Annotated in this window: 22 protein-coding genes, 1 tRNA gene and 1 pseudogene; 6 read left to right on the plus strand and 18 right to left on the minus strand. The window is 53.3% G+C overall.

Annotated elements, in window-relative coordinates; all coding sequences use genetic code 11:
- Positions 1 to 2 precede the first annotated feature (2 nt).
- From R2K26_RS11140 to R2K26_RS11165, 6 genes are all read right to left on the minus strand, one after another.
- Complete coding sequence (locus tag R2K26_RS11140; RefSeq protein ID WP_316521111.1) at positions 3 to 2,072, minus strand: LPD1 domain-containing protein; 2,070 nt, start codon at positions 2,070 to 2,072, stop codon at positions 3 to 5.
- A 245-nt stretch (positions 2,073 to 2,317) separates the two neighbouring features.
- On the minus strand, positions 2,318 to 3,094 hold the full coding sequence (locus R2K26_RS11145) for a DUF6674 family protein (RefSeq protein WP_316521114.1): 777 nt from the start codon (positions 3,092 to 3,094) through the stop codon (positions 2,318 to 2,320).
- Positions 3,057 to 3,377: an XRE family transcriptional regulator gene (locus R2K26_RS11150; protein ID WP_316521116.1), complete on the minus strand. Its 321-nt coding sequence runs from the start codon at positions 3,375 to 3,377 to the stop codon at positions 3,057 to 3,059. The genes R2K26_RS11145 and R2K26_RS11150 overlap by 38 nt, the downstream gene beginning before the upstream one ends.
- A 12-nt stretch (positions 3,378 to 3,389) precedes the next feature.
- Positions 3,390 to 4,370, minus strand: a complete 981-nt coding sequence (locus R2K26_RS11155; RefSeq protein ID WP_316521118.1) for a toprim domain-containing protein — start codon at positions 4,368 to 4,370, stop codon at positions 3,390 to 3,392.
- A 76-nt stretch (positions 4,371 to 4,446) separates the two neighbouring features.
- Positions 4,447 to 5,349 (minus strand): DUF6017 domain-containing protein, encoded by a 903-nt coding sequence (locus R2K26_RS11160; RefSeq protein ID WP_316521120.1) that lies wholly within the window; start codon positions 5,347 to 5,349, stop codon positions 4,447 to 4,449.
- Positions 5,350 to 5,392: 43 nt separating this feature from the next.
- Positions 5,393 to 5,911 carry a DUF5720 family protein gene (locus R2K26_RS11165; RefSeq protein ID WP_316521122.1) on the minus strand — a complete coding sequence of 173 codons (519 nt, stop codon included), beginning with the start codon at positions 5,909 to 5,911 and terminating at the stop codon, positions 5,393 to 5,395.
- A 264-nt stretch (positions 5,912 to 6,175) separates the two neighbouring features.
- On the opposite strand from R2K26_RS11165, the pseudogene R2K26_RS11170 reads away from it, so the two are divergent.
- A pseudogene (locus R2K26_RS11170) lies at positions 6,176 to 6,697 on the plus strand (tyrosine-type recombinase/integrase); the annotation flags it as partial.
- 56 nt (positions 6,698 to 6,753) lie between these two features.
- Here R2K26_RS11170 and R2K26_RS11175 read toward each other — a convergent pair.
- Together R2K26_RS11175 and R2K26_RS11180 are read right to left on the minus strand one after the other, a co-directional pair.
- Positions 6,754 to 7,911 (minus strand): PIN domain-containing protein, encoded by a 1,158-nt coding sequence (locus R2K26_RS11175; RefSeq protein WP_316521124.1) that lies wholly within the window; start codon positions 7,909 to 7,911, stop codon positions 6,754 to 6,756.
- Positions 7,912 to 8,263: 352 nt separating this feature from the next.
- Positions 8,264 to 8,339, minus strand: a tRNA-Pro gene (locus R2K26_RS11180).
- Between the two features lie 285 nt (positions 8,340 to 8,624).
- Here R2K26_RS11180 and R2K26_RS11185 point away from each other — a divergent pair.
- Together R2K26_RS11185 and R2K26_RS11190 are read left to right on the plus strand one after the other, a co-directional pair.
- A complete protein-coding gene (locus R2K26_RS11185; protein WP_316521127.1) occupies positions 8,625 to 8,768 on the plus strand; it encodes a hypothetical protein in 144 nt (47 codons plus the stop codon).
- 101 nt (positions 8,769 to 8,869) lie between these two features.
- Positions 8,870 to 9,337: a hypothetical protein gene (locus tag R2K26_RS11190; RefSeq protein ID WP_316521129.1), complete on the plus strand. Its 468-nt coding sequence runs from the start codon at positions 8,870 to 8,872 to the stop codon at positions 9,335 to 9,337.
- An 84-nt stretch (positions 9,338 to 9,421) separates the two neighbouring features.
- Here the strand turns inward: R2K26_RS11190 and R2K26_RS11195 are convergent, their stop codons facing one another.
- From R2K26_RS11195 to R2K26_RS11240, 10 genes are all read right to left on the minus strand, one after another.
- On the minus strand, positions 9,422 to 10,492 hold the full coding sequence (locus tag R2K26_RS11195; RefSeq protein ID WP_316521131.1) for a transglutaminase-like domain-containing protein: 1,071 nt from the start codon (positions 10,490 to 10,492) through the stop codon (positions 9,422 to 9,424).
- Entirely contained in the window at positions 10,489 to 11,031 is a 543-nt protein-coding gene (locus R2K26_RS11200) for a DUF2625 family protein (RefSeq protein WP_316521133.1), read from the minus strand. The genes R2K26_RS11195 and R2K26_RS11200 overlap by 4 nt, the downstream gene beginning before the upstream one ends.
- A gap of 10 nt (positions 11,032 to 11,041) precedes the next feature.
- A complete protein-coding gene (locus tag R2K26_RS11205) occupies positions 11,042 to 11,812 on the minus strand; it encodes a NucA/NucB deoxyribonuclease domain-containing protein (RefSeq protein ID WP_316521136.1) in 771 nt (256 codons plus the stop codon).
- A gap of 1 nt (position 11,813) precedes the next feature.
- A complete protein-coding gene (locus tag R2K26_RS11210; protein WP_316521139.1) occupies positions 11,814 to 12,083 on the minus strand; it encodes a hypothetical protein in 270 nt (89 codons plus the stop codon).
- Between the two features lie 14 nt (positions 12,084 to 12,097).
- Positions 12,098 to 12,313: a hypothetical protein gene (locus tag R2K26_RS11215; protein ID WP_316521142.1), complete on the minus strand. Its 216-nt coding sequence runs from the start codon at positions 12,311 to 12,313 to the stop codon at positions 12,098 to 12,100.
- A complete protein-coding gene (locus R2K26_RS11220; RefSeq protein WP_316521146.1) occupies positions 12,310 to 13,701 on the minus strand; it encodes a ThiF family adenylyltransferase in 1,392 nt (463 codons plus the stop codon). The genes R2K26_RS11215 and R2K26_RS11220 overlap by 4 nt, the downstream gene beginning before the upstream one ends.
- A gap of 2 nt (positions 13,702 to 13,703) precedes the next feature.
- Entirely contained in the window at positions 13,704 to 14,381 is a 678-nt protein-coding gene (locus R2K26_RS11225) for a Mov34/MPN/PAD-1 family protein (protein WP_316521150.1), read from the minus strand.
- Between the two features lie 13 nt (positions 14,382 to 14,394).
- Positions 14,395 to 15,417, minus strand: a complete 1,023-nt coding sequence (locus tag R2K26_RS11230; protein ID WP_316521152.1) for a hypothetical protein — start codon at positions 15,415 to 15,417, stop codon at positions 14,395 to 14,397.
- A gap of 107 nt (positions 15,418 to 15,524) precedes the next feature.
- Positions 15,525 to 16,136, minus strand: coding sequence for a DUF1643 domain-containing protein (locus R2K26_RS11235; RefSeq protein WP_316521154.1), 612 nt, complete (start codon positions 16,134 to 16,136; stop codon positions 15,525 to 15,527).
- Between the two features lie 52 nt (positions 16,137 to 16,188).
- Positions 16,189 to 17,481 (minus strand): MATE family efflux transporter, encoded by a 1,293-nt coding sequence (locus tag R2K26_RS11240; RefSeq protein WP_316521156.1) that lies wholly within the window; start codon positions 17,479 to 17,481, stop codon positions 16,189 to 16,191.
- A gap of 221 nt (positions 17,482 to 17,702) precedes the next feature.
- Between R2K26_RS11240 and R2K26_RS11245 the strand changes: the two genes are divergently transcribed.
- From R2K26_RS11245 to R2K26_RS11255, 3 genes are read left to right on the plus strand one after another with little or no spacing between them, the layout of a single operon-like run.
- On the plus strand, positions 17,703 to 18,608 hold the full coding sequence (locus R2K26_RS11245) for a YafY family protein (protein ID WP_316521158.1): 906 nt from the start codon (positions 17,703 to 17,705) through the stop codon (positions 18,606 to 18,608).
- Between the two features lie 60 nt (positions 18,609 to 18,668).
- Positions 18,669 to 18,950, plus strand: coding sequence for a DUF3795 domain-containing protein (locus R2K26_RS11250; RefSeq protein WP_308449222.1), 282 nt, complete (start codon positions 18,669 to 18,671; stop codon positions 18,948 to 18,950).
- Positions 18,950 to 19,999 carry a hypothetical protein gene (locus tag R2K26_RS11255; protein ID WP_316521162.1) on the plus strand — a complete coding sequence of 350 codons (1,050 nt, stop codon included), beginning with the start codon at positions 18,950 to 18,952 and terminating at the stop codon, positions 19,997 to 19,999. Before R2K26_RS11250 ends, R2K26_RS11255 begins: the two co-directional genes overlap by 1 nt.
- The last annotated feature ends 37 nt before the right edge of the window (positions 20,000 to 20,036 follow it).

The raw sequence follows: 20,036 nt of genomic DNA on the forward strand, positions 1-20,036 counted from the left end.
CATCAAAGTTCCGGCTCATGGGCTTTCGTCTGCTTTGGCTCTGCCGGCGTTTTGCCCTGTCCCTTAGCAGCGGCAAGCTGCCCTAAGAGGGAAGGCTTCTCCCCGCCAAAGAGGGAAAGCTGTTCTGCATCCGTGATAACCGGCATGGAATCCATGCGGGAAGGCGCAGGCGCCGCCGGCCGGATTGCCTCTAATGTCTGCGGGTGGTCGGAATGGGTAAGAAAATGCTGCCGCTTTAGATCTGCAAAAACTTCATCAAAAACCGCATTGATGGCTTTCCGTTCCTCACCCTCCGGGAAAGCTTTCAAGATTTCCATTTTCCCATCTTTACCGGTGACAAAAGCAGCGGCGCTGTCCGCGTGGCCTGCCAGGTAATCCGAAATTTCAGGAGACAGCTTATCTTTGATATAGCAGGCGAAAGCCCTGGCTGTCATCTCTGTATTGCTTTCCCAATAGCCGCCGTCTTTTTCACACTCTTTGCCCATACGGACCGAGTTTTTATAAAAATCCGTTTCCACACGGCCAATCTGCGGAGGTTCCTGATCCTGCATCCCGGACAGCATACGCTCAAAAATTTCCAGCCGGTCACGTTCGCTTTTGGGAATAACGCGTCCGGTCACAGACTTTTTAAAGGCGCTTAGCTGTTCCACAGAACCGGGAACGCCTGAAAGAAATTCTTCCCGAAGGACTGCGTAAGCCTCCATGTGCATCTCGTCATTCGCTGCCCGTTTGAGCGGGGCAAGGACCGCCGAATCCAGCCAGCCCGCCGCATTTTTCCGGATACGCTCTGCCTGCGCCTCTGTCCGGGCCGCGGCCTGCTCCGGCGTTTCCGGCTTATATTTCATGGTTTCAATCAGCTTCTTGAATGGCTCGTACAAGTGGGAATGTTCGGAAAGAAAGCCTTTTGCTCCCATTTTCACACCCAGGTAATCATCCAGGCCATGCCACCACTCATGCGCCAGGGAACCAGCCCCGTGCATCTTGGTAAGGTTGATAACCTTCCGAAGTGGTTCGTAATGGGCGGCGGCGTTGCCGCTGCCGCGGGCGCCAAAGGCAATCGAAAGCGTTCCCTGATAAGAAATATCTTTTTCGCTGATTTTAAGGATAGCCGCCAGGTCTTTGAGGGCGTCAAACCCCATGTTCAGGGAAGCGCGCCGGTCATTCTGCGTCATCCAGTTCCCAAATTCACCGCCGCGGAAAGCAAAGGCGTCAAGATAATCCTGCCCGATCACATCACGATTTCCGCGGTAATCCGGGCCAGTGCGCCGGACGCGGGAAAGCTGCTGCGGGACAAACCGCTGTTTTCCGCTGGCTCCGCGCTGCCGGGCAAGATCCTGTACCCATTTCAGGGCTTCCTCACGGGTGGCAAAGTTCGTTTTCAGGATCGTATAGCCTTTTGTGACATAGTAAGTATCGGGAAGCCAGTCATTGTTTTTCGAGTAGGTCCTTTTGCCGTCATTGAACCGGATGTCATAGCCGCGGGGGACCTTTTGTTCAGCGGGAACGCCAAACTGCTTTTTTACGGCCCCCTGGACGATTCTTCTTTCAAAGTCCCGTTCCCCACGGAAATACAGGGCATTTACCAGCTTATCGGTAATGACCGGATTATCCCGGCCCTTTTGGGTGGCCCGGATATAACCGCCGCCGATCCCATGGGAAATACGCTCGCAGTAACCACCGTCGATAATAAGGGTGTCGAATACATCCATGGCATCCTGCACTGTCTGAACCTTTTCAACGGCTTCCTGTACCTGCCGGACGGTTGCGATATATTCTTTCTGCCGCGCCAGGCGCTTCTGAGGCGTATCATCAGAACGCAGATACCGCGGGGAGGCGTTCAGGCTGTCACGCACCACTTTCTGAAAATACAGAATGTCCACCGGGACACCGGATTGAATCAAGGCGTTATAATCCGGCTTTTTCCAGACATTATCTTTTTTCACATACTTTTCGGCCTCGCGTTCATTCATCCCCAGCAGGTCATCCACATACAGCCCGCGGGCAGCCCAAAGGTCTTTTTTAGCGCCGCCGATCTTTTCACCAAAATCTTCATGCACAATTTCCTTCGCCAACTAAAACCACCACCTCCTTATCACGGTTTTGGTATATGCTTTTGCCTCAAAGACATAAGAAAAGGCGCAAGGTCTGCCTAAAAGGTAAGCCAGCGCCCGGTTCCATTCCTCTACGGGAAAGGCACGGTTATCTACTTCAAGAAGCGCCTGCAAAGATAACAGCGGGCACCAGTCCCGCAGGTCTGGAAGGGACACCCCTAACCGTCTTGCGATTGTATCTAATAAATCAGTATTTGTACGCATCATCATAATTCCACCCGGTCCGCCGCCTTAACCGGCGCCTCCTTTTTTGCCGCAGGCTGTACCTTTTCACTATTTTCCTGCATGGCCTTCAAAACGGATGGCCTGCGCTCTGAGGATTCCTGTAAACGGTCCAGACTGCCGATAGCTTTTTCAATATTCCGCTTTGCGGCGGTCATGCAGGCCCGGTTGACTTTGTACGGAGCGGCAATCGCTTTAGACAGTCTGCCGGGGGCTTTAGGCTCCGGCACCGGTTCTTTTCCTATCAGGGTCCGGCCCATATTCTTTAAATGCCTGCCCGCCTGGTGATACTCCGCAGCAAAATTCTGGATTTTGGAGACAGCGTTATCGTCAATACGGATGCTGGCGTCTGCCGCCTTTTTGATCCCCTCCAGCAGCGGCTTGATGTGAAAAAAGCGGGAAAGGCCATCCAGGGCAGCCGTACCATGTTTCTTAAAGGCAGCAAGGGCTTCTTTACACCCTCCAATTATGAGCTCCTTTAGTTCTGACAATTTCCGGCTCATATTAGAAATGTTCTGTTCCAACGCTTTACAGCTTCTTTGCAGAACAGCTTTCAGGGAGCGGTTCTGCACCTGCAAAAGCTCCTGGCGCATGGTTCTCAATTCCTCTACGGCCTCGGCCAGCCGGTTTTCCAGCTCGCCTACATGGGCAACCATTTCAGCAAAATCCCTGCCGCTTGGGGAAGGATTCTCTTTCAGGACGGCCAGCAGTTCTTTTACATATTCATTTTCTGCAAGAAGCTGTTTGTTCCTTCGTTTCACTCGTCCGGCGTCCTCCTTTCTCCGAGCAGCTTTCCCCGGCAATCTTACTTACGATTTCCGGCCCGGATTCATAAATCTGCATCAGCCTCCGGGCCATGCCGCAGGGCTGGGCAGCGCCCGTTGTCCAAAGGCGCACCGTGGAAGGGGTGACATTCATCAGCAGGGCGAAGGCTTTTTCATTGGTTTCCAGCTTTTTCATCAAAGCCTTAACCATGGACGGGCTGTATTCCGGGCAGCGGGCAGCCCCGGCGATTACCTGAATCGCAGACTTTTCGTTATTCATCGTGTTTTCCTCCTAAATTGAAACAGCCGCCTGTTTCTGGCGGCTTGCGTGTTTTTCTTCACGGATCGTTTGAAGCGTGTGCTGTAATTTCTCATTGTAGTCTTTCACGCCGCGGGGAGGGTTGACAGACACCCGGATTTTAGAAAACCGCTGGTCTGATTTCAGCAGCGACTTGATTTTCCGGGCGTTGACCCGACCGGCAAGGTCATTGTCCAGATAGAGGGCAACACGGGTGATCTCCGGGTGGCGCTCCAGAAAAGCGACCAGGGCCACATGGGAGGTCCCACCCAGGGAAAGGCGGTAGCCATTCCATTGCCATCCCTCCAGCTTTTGGAGCGTTGCGTGGGAAAGGGCGTCAATCGGAGCTTCAAAAACCGCCAGGTGGCGGCTGCCTGGCTGATCCGGCGGGTAGCAGAAGCTAAACCGCTTATCACTGCCGCTGATGTCTTTTTTCAAATCACCCGCTATGCCGCGGACACAGGCAAACCGGCCCGTGCCGGTATCATTCCGGCCAACAAAAACACAAACCGCCTCGTTGTTATAGCGGGACTCATAGAAAAGGCCCAACTGCATACACCGCCTGATGATGTCCGAATGGACTCCCCGGCGTTGAAGGTAAGAAACAGCAAAGGTGGCGCAGCGTTTTTCTCTGGGGAGATGGAAGGGCTTTTTCTCCACTGGTTTCCGCTGTTCCCGTCTGCTGGGAGCTGTATAATGGGAAACGACAGGGGTTCCACTGCCTATCAGATGTTCCACAGCGTCCACAAAGCTGTACCCGCGGATTTCCATGAGGTAATCCACGGCGTTGATCTTTCGTCCGCGGCTGTTCCAATACCAGTAATTCTTGCTTGCCACATAAACCAGGCTGTCATGCTCATTATGGCGGTAATTGGCGCCTTCCTGTTTCAGCACGCCGCTTTCGTGGGAAAGCAGATAATCTAACAGATCCGTTTCCCTTGCCTGGGTGATCTGTTCCTGGGTCAAGCTCGGCATAATTTCGGCGTTTCATGGTTTTTCATGGCGCGCAGCCTCCTTTCTGCGATATTTTCTGTCATCAAAGCCGCTCCCTCTATCCGTAAAGATCGTGATTGACTTCGGCTCGGTAATAGCTGTCCATGGTCGTTGGGGCATTATAGAGAGCCGCCAGCAGGTAAGACTTGATATTCCGCACCTTGGTCGTGTTGTTATCCAGGCAGTCAAACACATACTCCACATGGGAGAAGTTCACTTTCAGGAAGCGGCTTTTTACTACCTCACGGGGGTAGTCATCCCCGGCAATGCGGATATATGGCCGTTGGGAGAGGACGGTTTGCAGCATCAGTTCAACCAGTTCGTCCACACGCTCATACCCGTACCGGTGGACAAGAGCCTCAAATTCAATATTTTCTTTGATGATCTCCCGGTAGGTATCTATCCGATCAATCCTATCCCTATCCATCTCCGCGTTATCACCAGGCGTCTTTCCAGAAGCCGGATAGATTGATTGATGGGTATTTGATATATCCGTAATTGATTTTTCAGTAGTTTGTTTTTTAGTATTTAATTGCGTTGGAATATCCGTATTCGGTTTCTCTGTATTTGGATTTACCGTGTTCGGATTTTCCAAACACGGTTTTCCCAAATGCGGCGGGAGCGCCGTGTTGGGATTTTCCAAACGCGGTGACAATGGACTTGCCTGCTGAGGCTGTTCATAAATGGTGTATTCGATCTTGGCGAGTTTTCCACTCGAATTACGCATTTGGCGGCGGGTAATATACCCATGCTTTTCCAATTCCAAAACCGCTGTCCGAATGGCGTCAAGGTTTTCCTTGTTGATACTTGCCAGCCCACGCAAGGTAAAATCCCAGGAATCAGGCAGAGAAAGCATCTGAGACAAAAGGCCCTTAGCTTTCAAGCTGATAGTCTTATCATTAAGGTGATAATTTGACATCACTGTAAAGCCTTTCGTGCGTTCAACGCGAAAAACAGCCATTGTGATAGCCTCCTTTCTGCTAAGTTTGATACAGGGCAAGCAGCTACAAGACCCTGTCCTTATGGTCGTAATTCAGATAGCCATTGTGTACTTTGGCATGGTTTTGAATTTTAATAAAGCCACGTTCCTGATTTTCCTTTGCTTTCCGATACCCCTCGTCTGTGAGAAACAGGCGCATCTTATCGCCTTTATCTCCGACAGGGGATTCAAAAGAAAGCACATCAAAGACAACCATGTGGCGTACCTCCGGGTCAAACCGCTCCAGGGCCATGATGTCATGCCCTTTCAACTTTTCGGCCCCGGATTGCTGCCGGGCCAGTGCGATCCGCTCACCCATAGTGCGGGGGTAAGGCAGATGATAGTTCTTCTGGATGTCCTTCACCAGATCCATGCACTGTTCATTTGACAGAATCCGCAGCTTTGCCATGAGTCCCCGCACCATATCGCGCTGCTCCGGGTTACGGGTAAAACGGGCTGTCATATACAGTTCATCCAGCACTTTGGCCTGGCAGTCGCCGTCAACCTGAAACAACTGCCTCTTTTCTTCTTCATTCAGTTCCATGTAAATTTCCTCCTATTTCTGAAAATGGGCGCAAAAAAAAGGGCGCCCATCAGATCAGATGAAACGCCCTGATAAGCAGCGGTCCGGTAAAACACCGCACCGTTGCAGCAGTATTCAATTTTGTCTTTTAAGTGACACCTCCCATCATTCGACAGATTTTTCGCTGGCTATCAAGGTTGGAAAAGGAATTGAATAGGCAACGACAAACGCTGAAACCCTTGAAAACACTGGGTTTTTCCGTTTGTCCTTATTATACCGTAAGGGCATACATTCGCGACGCTGGCACTGGAAAACGGCATGGATGTGAAAACACTCTCCGCCATGCTGGGGCATGTGTCGGCGGCCACCACACTGGACATCTATACCCACATCACCGACGATATGCGGCTCACGGCCGCCGCCAACATCGACCGTGGCATCGGCAAAGCAGCGCCGCAGGAGGACGCTTCAGAGCCGGGGCAGGAAACTGCCCCAGCCCAGGCGGAAAAGCCGTGTATGACCGACTTCAAGCCCTACGTGGGCCGCAAGCGCAGATCCGGTACCGGCTGCGTCAGTGAGATCAACGACCACCTCTTTGAAGGACGCTATTCTCCCAAATAGCCCGACGGCAAAAAGCACGCCCGCAATGTCTACGCCCACACCCGCGAGGAGTGCGAGGAAAAGCTAAAGGTGCTGATCGTAGAGATGAAGGCAGAGATTGCGGAAGCGCAGCGGCTGAAGGACGAGGGCAAAGGTGATGGGCGGCCAATAGAGGGAAAGGAGGGCAAGCGGGGAAAGAAGAAATAATTAAGTAAAATGCCGCCTTGAGTATTCAAGGCGGCATTTTGAGTTACATACAAAAACTATTTTGTATTTCTACGAGGGTACCCTTTATCTTCACGCAAGACCCTTACCGACAACTCCTCTTCATCAATCTCTCTAATTGATGCGCCTTCGCAGTCAATGCAAATATTACCTTGATTAAGAAGATGAAATTCCATTACTTGAGCGGTATTTTCGGGATCATCAAAGTCAAATGAAATAAGAATTTCGCAGTCAACTTCTGCTTCAGCATCCGTGAAATCTATATCAGCATATGCCATATAGAAATATTCTCTGTCAACGCTATCCCAAATTGAGTTCTCCTCATCAAATACTTCAGCATAGCCAGAAACTTTAATTGTGACATTGGTGCTTAGCAGCAAGCTATCACGGGCAATCTTTAGCGGGATAAAATTATCGCTAACACAATCGATCTTTACAGACTCAATTTCCAACTCGTTGAGGTTTTCGTAATCATCAAGTTCAAAACATTCACATTCAACGTTCTGCTGTGCGTTTGAAATTATTTCTTTATATGCACCTCTGAAAATTTGGCTGAGCATTTCTTGACTTAGTATGCTATCGATATTGCTGATTTTAGTTAGCGCATTAGAAATAGAATCGCAGATTATGACATTCTCTATCTGATTAAATGCGGTCGTCCAATCACTGTCTTTAGATATGACCAGCAAGATATCATTCGGATGCTTTTCAAGGTATTTTCTTGTAGCATCAAAAACAAAGGCATCTGGAAATTCAGCTTTCTTTTTACCAGACATCGCAAAAGGGGCTTTACTATTAAAATAAAGCTCAAATACAGAAGCAGGGTCACCAAAATCAAGACGAATCGCATCTTGGTAATATTGTTGATAAGCTTCGAAAAGTTTAGTCTGAATATCCAACTCCGAAATCTTGGAAGACAATAGTACATCATCAAGTTTGTAATGTTTTAAAGTGCTGGTGCACTTGCGAAGCTGAGTAAGTAGTGACTGGTAGTCTTTAAATATGCCGGAATCTTCAATATGTTTATGAATTTCATTTTCGAGCACTGGATGCGTTAACAAGGTAATGCCTTTCTCATCTGCTGTCGAGAAAAAAGAGGGAAGCAAACTTTTTACTATGCCAGGGAAATCACTATTTGCATCCCTAAAGGCGCATGTGTCAATTAAGATTAAAGTAATTCGATTCTCCTCGTTCATATTTGTTCCCCTTCCCGCTGCACTTTAGTATAGACTGATTCTTTACGCAAGGCGCAGGGCAACTGAGTTACCGTCGTTATAGCATTATATAGAATCATTATATAGTAATTAAGCATGCCTGTCTACATATTTGGTCTGCACTTTCTGTGCGAAAAGTAAAGTTACTTAGTCGACTTGACGGAGTTCGCATACAGCTAAAAATAGAGGACAATCTGATAACTTGTATAATCGTTTCACACTTTGCACAAGAACTGTCGAAAAGATATGTTAAGAATGACAAACTCAAATTCTGCGCCGCAATAGACAAAGAATAAGAAAAACCCCTCTGAAATCGTTGATTTCAGAGGGATTTTGGTCCGAGTAGTGCGGCTCGAACGCACGGTCTCCTGGTCCCAAACCAGGCGCGATACCAACTTCGCTATACCCGGATATTCATTTTTCTGCCATTATATCACGGCGAGAAGAAAAATCAAAGATTTTTCTGTCTGTGGTCATTCCTGTGGTCAAAACCGCTTTTGTGCCGTTTTCTGCAACCGGGGGAAATCCCGCAAACGCAGGCGCTGCAAGGCTTTGCGGCGTTTCGCCTCACCCTATCCCGGATACAACCACGGCACTCCCAAACCAAGCGCGCTACCATCTGCGCTACACCTCGGTGTTCTGTTTTAAAAGCGGGCGTGTCCCGTAAAACGTATTATAACCCAGAGGGGGAGAAAATGTCAAGTGTCGGCGCGTGCAAAAACGCGTTGACAAACCCGGCGCGGTATGGTACAGTAAACGCGCAGACACGCAATTCGACCATTCGCGCGCGTCTGCCGGGTCAACCGAAAATAATGACGGAGGCGAAATCTTCCGCATGAATGGCAAAGCTGCCGAACCGCGCGTTCGGGGGCTTATGCTGCTCGTGCCGGAAGATTTTTTGTTTTCCGGCGGGCAGACGAAAACATAAGGGGTGTCCAAAATGAACGAAGAAAAATGGAAGCTGTTTTTAGAGGTCGCACGCACGCTGAACCGCCGCGGAGCAACGCCGCTTTTGTACGGCTCGCTCGGGCTGTGGCACCGCACAGGCGAGGCGATTTTCGCCGATGACATCGACGTCCTGCTTCCGGAAACGTGGCTTTCCGAGCAGTGGAGCGCGTTTCAAACCCTGCTGCAAGCGGAGGATTGGCGCCTGATTGACGCGCACGAGCACACATTTGAAAAACGTGGCGTGCACTGCTCCTTTGCCGCATTAGAGGAGCTCGAGACCTTCGCCGAGGTTCCGATTCCAGAGATCGAAACGCGCACGGAAAGCGGCGCAAAGTACCGTCTGCTCTCCGTAAAACAGTATCTCGCCGTCTACAAGGCCTCCGCAAAAGACGGCTACCGCGTGAACACCCGCGGCAAAAAAGACGCGGAGAAAATCGCGCTGCTGGAAAAATTGGTGTAAAAAAGAAACTCTCTGCATCATCGCGGGGAGTTCCTTTTTAAAACACATGCGTGGGAATCTTCTTGTTACTGAAAAAACAGGCGGTCATGGCTTAAGCTTCACCACAACCATCCCGCCGCGCTGTTCTGCGGTGCAAAAGCCGCTTTGCGCTAAGACCTCGTTTATCGGCACAAAGCCGTTTGAAATCGGCGTGCCGCACGGAATGCGGTGCGTTTTTCCGCCGAGCACAATGTGCAGCATGTCTTCGAGCAGCTCGCACCCGCCGCCGAGCAGGGTGAGGAGCGGCAAAAGGCGCACGCAGCCGTTTTGCAACACAGGTTCGTCAAACAGCATCGGGACGCCGCCGATCTCGGCTTTGAACGGGTTGTTCGCGAACAGCAAAACGGTCTTAGCTTGCAGGCGGTTTTCGAGGGTCTGCACGTTTTGAAACAGCGCGGGGCTTTGCGCTACTTCGTCCCAGCGGTGCAGCTCGCGAAAGGAAAGGTCGTCCCGCAGAGTAAACGTGTTCGGCGTCGTTTTGCGGTGCAGGCCGAATGTGAAATCGACCTGGTGCCATGCGCCGTTCGGCGCCCATACCGCGTTCCACGCGTGCGGGCCCCAATCCGTGCCGGAATACCCTTCGCCGCAAACGTACCGCGCCAAAATGCCAAGGTGCGGCAAAATCACCATGGAAAGCGCGGCGATTGCCTGGCACACGCCCTGCCGCGTTTGCAAGAGCCCCACAGCGGCGTGGTCGCGCGTAGCACCGGTCTTTTTGTAGACGAAAAAGCGTTTCAGCCAGCTTTGATAAGCCGCAATCACCTGAAAAAAGTCGGTGTTTTCCGGCAGACCGCGCTTTATGCTCTCCGCAATATCCGCCGCAATGCACCGCAGGTCGTTCACCTCTTTGCCGGTGCTCATGTACCGCGCGTTGACCGTCACGGTCAGCGTTCGCTTTGCAAAGTCGTGCACGTAGCGCGTGTTTGTTTTCAGCATTTGCGCACATGGAAACGATGAAAGCGTCATGCAGCTTTTCACGGCTTTTTTGGCGCTTTCCATGGGCTCTGCGCCAAAAAGCGAAGCAGGGCAGTTCAGTGAAAAATCACGCAGAAGCGCGTTTTCCGCCATCATCATGGCAGAAAGAAAGCCGTCTGCGGATTTTGGAAAGAATTTCATGCGTCTCCCTCCGTTTTCAGCATGTCAAGGCGGTCTAAAAGGTCAAGCTTTGCGGTGATGTGCTTTTTGAGCGCGCGGGGCGATAAAATCTCCCCTGTCAGCCAAACGTCTTTCAGCGTCTCTTCGCAGCTTTCGAGCGCCCAGCGGATGAACTCCGCCGTGTCAATCCCCATAGGCTCAAAGTTCAGCGCGCCCGGGGAGAGAAACAGCATCTCGCCGCGCTTTGCACTCGCAGTATCGATGCGGGAGACGGCGAAAAGGCCGCCGTCTGCAAGGTCGCCGAGGAAAAGCAACTCAGAAAACGGCTTGTTGTCTTTTGTGTTGCGGGCGAGAAGCTGCCCGCCGCCGTAAAGGTGCAGCAAGCCGCCCGCACAGGAGACCGTTTCGCAGTGGCAAACAAGGACGCCGAGCATGGAATCCGGCAGAATGCGAAACGCTTCTGCGGCGTTATGGCCCGCGCCGTATTCCGCCGCCGAAACGGTAAGAAATGCGCGGCTTTCTCTTAAAAGGTCTGTGAAAATCTTAGTGTTCGGGGTCATAGTTTTCTCCTTATATCACGCGCACGCGCACTTTTGCGCCGTCGGGCAGGCCGCGCATCTGCCAGCCCATGTAAGAACCTGCGCCGCGGTTATCCGTGCCCGCAACGTACATCACGTGCGCACCTGCGCCGCCCTCTTTAAAGCACGCGCAGGGGTATTCGTCGCGGTCCCAGATGCGGCTCGCCTTGATCGGCGCAAGGGAGGCCTTTCTGCGCTCTGCCGCGCCGCCGCGGTCCAGCGTCAGTATATCCGGAAAGCCGATGTCCTGCGCCACGCGGATGTGCTCGGCAGTTTCGGGGTACAGTGCGCTGTCCACGATGCAGACGAAAACGGGCGCGTCACCGTGGTTTGAAACTGTTATGCTGCCGGGGCCGGGCGAAAGTGCAATGCGGTTCAGCTTTTTCAGATAAACGCCGCAGCGGTGCAGAGCATCGCTTACGTGCATTTCGGATTGACGGCTTTCCTGTGCCCATGCGGCGGAAAGTGCACCGCCGGCTAAAATGCAGCGCTCGTTCAGGGCCTCCAAGGCATCCAATTTGGCGCGCAGGCGGGCGGCCTCCGGGTTTTCTGCCGTATTGCCGGTTTCTTCGTCCGTATAGGAAGTAGCTTCTGCGTCTGCAAGCGCACGGCGGCACTGCTCGGTCTCCAGTGCCACACGCGCTAACACGGAGCCCAGCGCGAACGAAACGCGGGCGGTCACATCGGCGCGATCATGGTCAAAGGCCGCAAGCGCATTCATGGCGCTGTCCACCGCGCAGAGCAATACGTTTACGTCGCTCATATCACAAAGCGCGCAGCTTTGCGGCCAGCACGGAAATATACTGCACCGCGTCGTTCAGCGCAAGCAGCTGTGCGCGGGCTTCACCGGCGTACAGCTCTACGCGCTCGTGCAAGAGGTCGTACTGCGGGTCGTGCCAGTTTGTTTCCTGTGCCGCGCAGCTCACCGTAAGCGCATTATAAAGCGATTCCAGCTCCGCGCTGCGCGCCGCAAGCTCCATGCCGAATTTTTCAAGGGAATCAATGTCGTGTACCACAACGCTTCCGTTTGCCATAACGATGCCTTCTTTCAAGAATAAATGTCGGTGTCTATGTGTGCAAGTTCGTGCTCTGTGCCGAAGATGAACGCATAAATGTCCTGCTCGGTCTCCTGCATACGGCGGCAGAGCTGCCAAAGCGGCAAAAGACAGTCTTTTTCGATTTCCGCGTATTTGCGGTCGTCCCACTCGTCCTTTATGCGCTCAAGCTGCCGCAGGTAAGCCGTGAGCGCGTCCGTGTCCGTCATGCTTCACCCGCCGGGCGAATGGAGCGGCTGATGTACAGCGGGTACGGGAAGATCTTCGCGTTTTCACCGCCGATTTCCGGGCGGTTTGTGTTGCAGACGAGCGTATACGGCGTGTAGTCGTTCAAAACGCGCGGGGTATAGGCTTCGCTTTCAAGGTTCAAAAGGTCAAGCGCGAATTTCACGCCGACCAGCGTCACAAAGCCGATGTCCGTAGAGGTGCCGGGCTCAAAATGAAGGCGTTCGCGGGCATCTGCTTCGCCAAAATAATCGCCGTGCGTGTCGCGCGCCGGGGCGTCCTTTAAAAGCGAGGAGAAGGTCTCGCCGTAGGTTCTCATGCCGCGGTTTGGAATGTGGTAGAACACCTCGCCCGCGTGGGCGCGTGCCCAGCAGCCTACGGCAATAAACGGCATGCCGAGTGTGTTGGAGAGCGCATTTGCAAGCGCATTCGCGCTTCTGTCATCCGCTGTCGCAAAGACAATGCCGTTCTTGCCGAGATTTTCAAAGAGAGAAAGCGGCGCGTTTTCCAGCTTGCCGCGGAAAGCCGTCACTTCGGCTGCGGGGTCAATGTTCAGAATATCCTTGCGCAGAAGGTCAGCCTTAAAGCGGCCGAGGTCGCGCATACCGTGCGTGTGGCGGCAGATGTTGTGCGGCTTTAAAATGTCGTCGTCGATGAGCAGAAATTTGCCCACACCGGCGCGGGCCAGTTCCAAAGCGGCGCGTGCGCCCACAGAGCCGCAGCCGATGATGACAGCGAACTTTTTCAGCATCTCGGCAGATTCAAACAGGCCCGTGTTGCGACTGAAAAGGTCGTGGATGAGCGTAAAGCTGTCCACCGTCAGCGTGCTTTTCGCTTCGTCGCAACGGTTGAAAAGCCAGCCGCCGTCCTTATAGGTGCCAAAGTAATCGTAGCCCGTCAGCACCACGTTTTCACTCAAAAGCGCCGTGTATGCAGTACCCGATACGATCAAACCGCGGGTGGTGTGGTCGGGATTTTTGAACGTATCGGCATAGGTCTCATCGGTAGCCAAAAGGTAGTAGTAGCCGGTGTCTGCGCTGCCCGCGCCGGTCACTTCACCCACATAATCATTGCCGGGCAAAGCCGTGTCGGAAAGTCCCAGCACGCCCACGTGCTCCTTTGCCGTATCCGTCTGCTCCTCGCGCAGGCTCTCGCCGAGCTGCACGGTGCTGTACGTGCGCGGGTCAAACGCGTTTAGCAAACGAAACGCCTCGTCAAAGTCGCCGGACTGTAAGTCAACGTCCTCTTTTTCCGTGTTTTTCGGCAGGTACTCGGAAAGTGCGTTTAAAAGTGACACGGTTCTGTCGTGTTCGGATAGATCAGCCGGAATTTGTCTGATAAGCTCACGACGTGTGATGATGATTTTTTCCACAGTTAAGCCTCCTCGGGGTCAAAAATTTCAGCTTGCAGACGGTCTTTGTTCTTTAAAAGCGCCTCGGATGTTGTCAGCTCCAAAAAGCCGGTACCCGCAAAGTATTTGTCGCCGACCATGACCGGCACGGTGCGGTATTCGCCGTTTTTACTGAGGTAATAGCATGTCAGGCGCGCAGTGGGGTCGAGGTTGACGAGCATCGAAACCGCACCGTTTCCGATGACCTCGGCAAAGCTGTGATTTGTGCGGTCGTCGTCGCTTGAAAACGTGTCGAGCGAGCCGGGGTGGCGGTGCCAAAGCCCCAAAAGGCACAGCCCGTGCTGATATAAGCGCGAAAGCACCGGGTAAATGTGGTTGTGGTAGTTATTGTCCATCTCGTGGTGGGCGCGCGTGTGTAGTGTGTAAACGCCGGGGTCACTCGCTTCCGCCACATACCACACGCCGTTTTTCACGTTGCCGAAGAAAATGCCGCCCGTCTCCAACGGGTCGCGGGAATACACCTCGCTCAGAACAGAGAGATACGCGCGGTTTGAAAGCACTACGCCGCGGCAGTCGGCAGCTTTGTCGGATTCAAACGGGTGGTCGGCGCGCTTTAACGCCTTGCGCTGCGCCTTTAAAAGCTTTTTGCGCTTCTTGTTTTTCTTGCCGGAAAGCACCGGCGGGGTCGAAAAGAGTTTCATAAAAAAGCCTCCGTTAAATCTTCCCATGCGCCTGAAAATCCTTCCATGCTTCCGGCTTGCGGATGGCAAGCTCAAACACCATCAGCCAACGGTAGGCAAAGCGGAAGGAGGTCACGGCGCTCGTGGTGCAGGTGTCCTCCGCATGTACGTCCGCCACGTCGCTGGAGCAAATATAGCGCTCGCCGCGGTTGTCCGTCAGCGTGTGCGGGATGAGTTTTTTGCCGTCCGCGTCCAGCGGAATGTGCGGCAGCATGTTGACGATTTTCTGCAATTCGCCGAGCGTCGGCGAAACAAGATACGGCTTCACGGAGGAAGAATAGCGCACCTTCGGGTGGTCGGGGTCGTAGACAAGCTTCATTGTGTATGTCATGGTGTTAAAGCCGCGGCCGAGGTTCGGGCGGGTCTTCACAAGCCAGTACATGCGGCCGTCCGACATAAAATGCGGCTGCATGTTCGGGTCGTTGAATTCCTTGCGCATGGCGGCGACCTCCGCGTTATAAAGCGCCTTGTTCGTCTTGTACCACTGCTGCACGGGCGCGGAAACGACCGTCTTCGGAATAATGGATTTCTTGCCGTCGGTCTTCTCCGGCGTTTCTGCCTTTTCCTCGGGCTGTTCTTCCGGAAGCGGCTCAGGCTCCTTGTGCAGCTGCTCGATAAGGTCGCCCACGGTGTCCTTTTCGGGCGCGGAGACCACCGTGTGCGGAATGATCTCCTTTTTCGTCTTCACCGGCGCTTTCGGCTCGCTGCCCGGCGCGGGCTTTGCGCGCTTTTTCGGGGAAGAGGCGGGGCTCAGCGTGCCGTCCGGGTTCATCTGCAGGTCTTCGCCGCTTGTCAGCAGGTCATAAACGCGGTCAAGCTCGCTTTTCGCAGCGGAAACGACCGTCTTTGGAATGATGTTTTTCTTGCCGCTGTCCTTCATTTCCGGCTTCGGTTCTGCCGTGCCGGGGATCTCGCTCTCGCGGCGGATCTGGTTCACAAGGTCGCCTACGGTGTCTTCGGGTGCGGAAAAATAAGAGTGCGGGATAAAAGTTTTCATAAAAAATGCTCCTTCAAAGTTCGTTTAGGCTTGCCGTTTTCGGCTTCCACCTGATCTACGAACCATAAGGAGCGTTTTTTATAGTCAAAATTAAATTTTCAAGTTTTTTAAAGCGCCTTCAAATATGCCGCCATGTCAAAGCCCTCCAATTTCGAGTCCTTTCGCAGATACAGCGGGTGGTGCGGGTGTCCCTTTTTAGAGGGCTTGCCTGCCTGATACCACTTTGCATGGAATGCGTCGCCGATGGCCGTCATGTCCGCAAGGCAGGTTTTAAGATAGTCGCGCTTTTCCACAATCGTGCCCCATGCCGCCCAAATGCCGGGCTCTCCGCCGCTGCGCGAAAGCACCCAGCGAAACGCGTTCATGTTTTCCTCGTGCAGCGCACGGTTAAACGCCTTATCCATGTGGTCGGGGTTTGTCGCACGCTGCGCGTAGACGTTGAACATGATAAACGAGTCAAACCCGTTAAAAAGCGCAATGCGCTCTACGGATTTCAGTGTGTTGTCGAGGTTATCCGGCTCCGCCGTCGAGGGGTTGATGCCGATGGTAATGAGCGGCTTTTTACCGGCGGTACCCAGTATGTAACGGTATTCGGAGTAAAAATCCGGGATATAAAGCCATTTTTCGCGGTCGTAAACGGCGCTTTCTTCGCGGTGCTTCTGTGCTTCTTCAAATGTCAGAATTTCGGTGTGCTGCGTGTCGCTTTTCGGAATGTGCATGTCGGTCTCCTTTTGTCGCAAATCGTCGTCTTTTAAAAGATTATACCGCGTTTTATGCCGCCTGCAAAGCTGTTTTTTCGCTTTTCTTTTCGCGGTATAAAAGATAAAGCCCGCAAAGAAGAGAAAGCACCTCCGCCGTCGGCACGGCAAGCCACAAGCCCGTCAGCCCGAATATATTTGCAAGCACCACCGCACACGGCACAACTAAGATCACACCGCGCAAAAGAGACAAAACAGCCGCGTCCCGGCTGCGCGCCGCTGCCGCAAACCGCGCGATAAGCAGCAGATTCACACCGCTCACAAGATAGTTTAAGAAGTACAGCATCAGTCCCGGCACGGCAAGCGCCGTCAGCTCCGCGCTGCCCTTGCTGAACACCGCCGTCACCTGCCGCGGGAAGAGCAAAGCGCCCACGGTAAACAGCGCGCCCAGTAAAACCGCCGTCACAACGCCGTGCCGCGTCTGCTTTGTAAGCGTGCTGCGGTCATGCTCCGCAAACGCAATGCTGATCAGCGGCTGCACGCCCTGCGCCGCGCCGGTCAGCACCGCCGTTGCCACAAGCGCCACGTTTGCAATGATGCCGTAAGCCGCAACACCCGTGCTGCCCGCAAGTGATAATAGCAGATAGTTAAATATCAAAATAACGACCGTCGAAGAAAACTCTCCGATGAACGCGGAAAAACCCGCCGCAGAAATTTTCGGAATTTCCTCAAAAATACGGTGCTTCCCGATGTGATACCCGCGCTTTCGCGTCAGGCAGATCGCTACGCCGAAAATCGGCGACATGCCGGTCGCAAGCACCGCACCCAGCATACCGGCGTTCAAGACGCACACCATGTACCAATCCATCACAATATTCGCAAAAGAGCCCGTCAGCATCGCCGCCATCGCGCGCCCGGGCGCATCGTCGTTGCGCGTGAACGCCGTTAAGATGTTATTCAAAATAAAAAACGGCGAAAACAGGCAGCAAACCTTCAAATAGACGGTTGTCGGCTGTAAAACCGTGCCGGAAGCGCCAAGCAATCTTGCCAGATGCTCCGCCCCGAACACGCCGCACAGCACATAAATGAACGACAAAACAGCGCCCATCAGTAAGCTTGCCGTAAATACGCTGTCTGCGTTTTCGTCGCCGCGCGTGTGCCGCAGCGTGTACCGCACACCGCCGCCAATGCCGATGAGCAGCCCCGTGCCGTTGATGATACCGTAGATCGGCAGCGCGAGGTTTAAAGACGCCAACCCGTCCGCACCGATGTAATTTGCAATGAAAAATGTGTCCGCCAAAATGTAGACGGAAAGCCCCAGCATGCCCAAAACGCTCTGGGAAACAAAACGAAGATATTTGCGCATAGTCCCTCCAAAACAAAACGTGCCCGCAGAAAACCTGCTGAGCACTTTAAAAGCGCAGACCTATCGGTTTTCTGTGGGCACGTTCTTCCGCCTACCCGGTGGCAGACGGCGTGTTCCTGTTGATTTCTAAGGTACTATACCACATTTTCGTTTGCATTGCAAGTTTTTCGTTTTGTTTTCCACATAGGTGTGCTATACTGTGGATAAAAGGGGGCTTTAATTTGAAAACCGACCGCCTCATCGGCATCATTACGACCATTCAGCAAAAAGGCACTGTTACCGCGCCGTATCTCGCGGAAAAATTCGGCGTGTCGCGCCGCACCATCAACCGTGATATCGAAGACATCTGCAAAGCCGGCATCCCGCTCCTTACCAAACAGGGCGCGGGCGGCGGTGTTTCCATCATGGAAGGCTTTTCGCTCGATGCCGCCGTGCTCACGCGGCAGGAGCTTTCCGCCGTCCTCACAGGGCTGCGCTCGCTCGACAGCGTTTCCAAAGCCCCTGCATCCGACCTGCTCGCCGCAAAGCTCGGCGCAGATACCGATATACCGCGGGACATGGAGATCGATCTCGCGTCGTTCTACAAAAACGACTTGGCGGAGAAGATCGAGACGATCCGCCGCGCCGTAAAAGAGACGCGCCGCATCGTGTTTCACTATTATTACGCCAAAGGGGAGGCGGATAAGCTTGTCGAGCCCTATCGCGTCGTGTTCCGCTGGGGGGACTGGTACGTTTTCGGCTTTTGCCCCGCACGCGAGGATTTCCGCCTCTATAAGCTCCGCCGCCTGTGGAATTTAAACGTGACCGATGAATTTTTCACCCCGCGTGAAGTCCCGCCTGAAAAAGAGCCGAACCGCAGCCGCACCGAAAGCATGACGGATGATTACATTGTCACGGCCGTTTACGAGCCCGCCGTAAAATACCGCCTTGTGGAAGAATACGGCCCCGCGTCGTTCATCACGCGGGAAGACGGCAAGCTCTACACCGAATGGGGATTTTCTACCCCGGAGGACGCCCTGCGTTGGCTTTTGAGCTTCGGCGTCGACGTGCAGGTGACAGCCCCGCCCGAAATGGTAAAGAAAATGCGTTCTGCGATCAAAAAAATGAAAAAGCGCTATAAAACATGACACCCCGCTGTCATATTCTGTGTGTTACGATCTGAATATCATAATTTAGGAGGAACACACATGATCGATTCAAGATGCGGACTGCATTGCACGACCTGTACGTATAAAGAGCCCTGCGGGTGCGGCGGCTGTATAGAGACAAACGGACACCCGTTCCACGGAGCCTGCCCTGTGGCGCAGTGCTGTCAGGAAAAAGGCTTTTACCACTGCGGAGAATGTCCGGAACTGCCCTGTGAGTTGTTATGGAGCTATACATGCGATCCCGAGCAGGGCGATACGCCGCACGGCGCACGCGTGGAACAGTGCCGAATATGGCGCGCGGAAACGAAAGGAAAACCGTAATGTACGATGAAAAAATACGCGCCCTGCGCATGGAGCGCCAGCATCTCCTTACTCCGGCGAATGAAACCGAATACGACGCGTTGTACCGCGACCTCCAGCCCGGGCAGAATGTCTACTGGAACGGCTTTGGGCAACCGCCCACGCTTTCGTTCCGCGCGGATTTCGACGACCTCGCCTATAATAAAAGCTGCCAGTTCCGCCGTGAACTCATCAAAGGGCGCTTTGCGGGCGGCAACCTCGGCTGGATCTTGCCCGAAGACCTCGAGCTTTTCGCAGCGCTGTACCGCAAGCCGCTCAAAAACGCGACGATGACGCAGCAAATGCTGTTAGAGCGCATCGAAATGTCCGGCCCGTACACCATCGGGCAGCTGAAAGAGGAAAGCGGACTGCTCGTCAAGGAGATCACGCCCGCCCTGCACCGCTTGCAGGAGGCATTTCTCATCTACGAAGACCAGTACGACGGCGAGTGGGATCGCGGCTGGTATCGCTTCGGCGAATTTTTTTCCGATTTTAGCCTCGACCGCTATTCCAAAACGGAAGCCCTCAAAATCGTCCTCCGCCGTTTTGCGCACCGCTTTGTGTGGTTCACGCCCGCCATGGCGAAATCGTTTTACAAATTGCCCGAAAAAGAGATCAAGCTCGCGATAGCCGGACTCGTGTCCGAAGACGTTTTGGTCGAGTCCGACGGCGGCTATCTCCTAAAAGAAGACGCAGAAACGCTCAAAACCTACACCGAACCCGAATTTCACAGCGTCTATGCGCTCCACCGCAATGACCCGCTCTATAAAGCGTTCGAGCCGGCGTTAAAATCGCTTGCAAAATCCCTCACAGAGGGTTTGCCGTATGATTGTGACCCACTGCAATATCTTCTCATCGACGGCGTGTTCCACGGCGCGGTCGTCGGCCACTTCCGCAACGGCCCGTACGATTTAAACGACGTGCGCATAGATGACGCAAGCCTTTTATCACGGAAAGAGGAGATCATCGCCGCCGTGCAAACCGTAAATTTCGGTGCGCGGCCGCAAAGATTTATGGGGGAGAAGCCGTAAAATCCGTCGGCTTCGTTCGTAGTCAAGCCGAGGTGAT

The sequence above is a fragment of the Neglectibacter sp. CSJ-5 genome (assembly GCF_032490475.1).
Classification (GTDB): Bacteria; Bacillota; Clostridia; order Oscillospirales; family Acutalibacteraceae; genus Hominenteromicrobium; species Hominenteromicrobium mulieris.